Below are 1,048 nucleotides of genomic sequence, written 5' to 3' on the forward strand. Positions count from 1 at the left end.
CGGGGCCGATGCCGTCGCGGCCGTCGGCATCACCAATCAACGCGAGACGACAATCGTTTGGGACCGCGCGACCGGCAGGCCGTTGCACAACGCCATCGTGTGGCAAGACCGGCGCACGGCGCCGCTCTGCGCCGAGCTCGAAAGTGAAGGGTGGGGGCCGCATGTCGCCGAGACCACCGGGCTGATCATCGATCCTTATTTCTCTGCGACCAAGCTCGCTTGGCTGCTCAGCCATGTCCCGGGCTTGAGGGCGCGGGCGGCGGCGGGCGAGGTGTGCTTCGGCACGATCGACAGCTATTTGCTGTTCAGGCTGACCAACGGCACCCTGCACGCGACCGACGCGACGAACGCCGCGCGGACCATGCTGTTCGATATCGGCAAAGGCACTTGGGATGCGGCGCTGCTGGAGCGGCTCGATATTCCACCGGCGATGCTGCCGGAGGTTCGCGACACGCAAGGCGATTTCGGCGTCACCGCGGCAGAGCATTTCGGCGTGGGCCTGCCCATTCGCGGGATTGCCGGCGACCAACAAGCGGCCGCGCACGGCCAAGCCTGCGTCCGGCCCGGCATGGTCAAGGCGACCTATGGGACGGGCTGCTTCGTCGTCGCCAACACCGCCGATCAAAAGGTCGCCTCAAGGACGCGCATGTTGTCGACGATCCTCTCCCAGCGCGCAGGCGCGCGCACATTTGCGCTCGAGGGCGCGATCTTCATGGCGGGCGCGACCATCCAATGGCTGCGTGACAATCTCGGCCTGATCGACAGCGCGGAGGAAAGCGAATCCTTGGCACATGCCGCGGATCCGAAGTCCGGCGTGTATCTGGTGCCGGCCTTCCAAGGGCTCGGCGCGCCGTTCTGGGATGCCGAAGCCAAGGCCGCCATTGTCGGCATGAGCCGGGCAGCTTCGCGGGCGGATGTGGTGGCGGCGGGGCTCGAATCCGTCGCCTTCCAAACCCGCGATCTCCTCTCCGCCATGCGCCGCGACATGGGCGCGACCGGCATCGACGCCGCCCGCACGCTGCGTGTCGATGGCGGGATGACGGCGAAT

General features: G+C 67.4%; 1 protein-coding gene. It reads left to right on the forward strand.

Annotated elements, in window-relative coordinates; all coding sequences use genetic code 11:
- Positions 1–1,048, forward strand: a 1,048-nt coding sequence (locus AUC71_RS12640; RefSeq protein WP_069624548.1) for an FGGY family carbohydrate kinase, incomplete at both ends; no start/stop codon positions are given.

It is taken from the genome of Methyloceanibacter marginalis (assembly GCF_001723295.1).
GTDB classification, from domain to species: Bacteria; Pseudomonadota; Alphaproteobacteria; order Rhizobiales; family Methyloligellaceae; genus Methyloceanibacter; species Methyloceanibacter marginalis.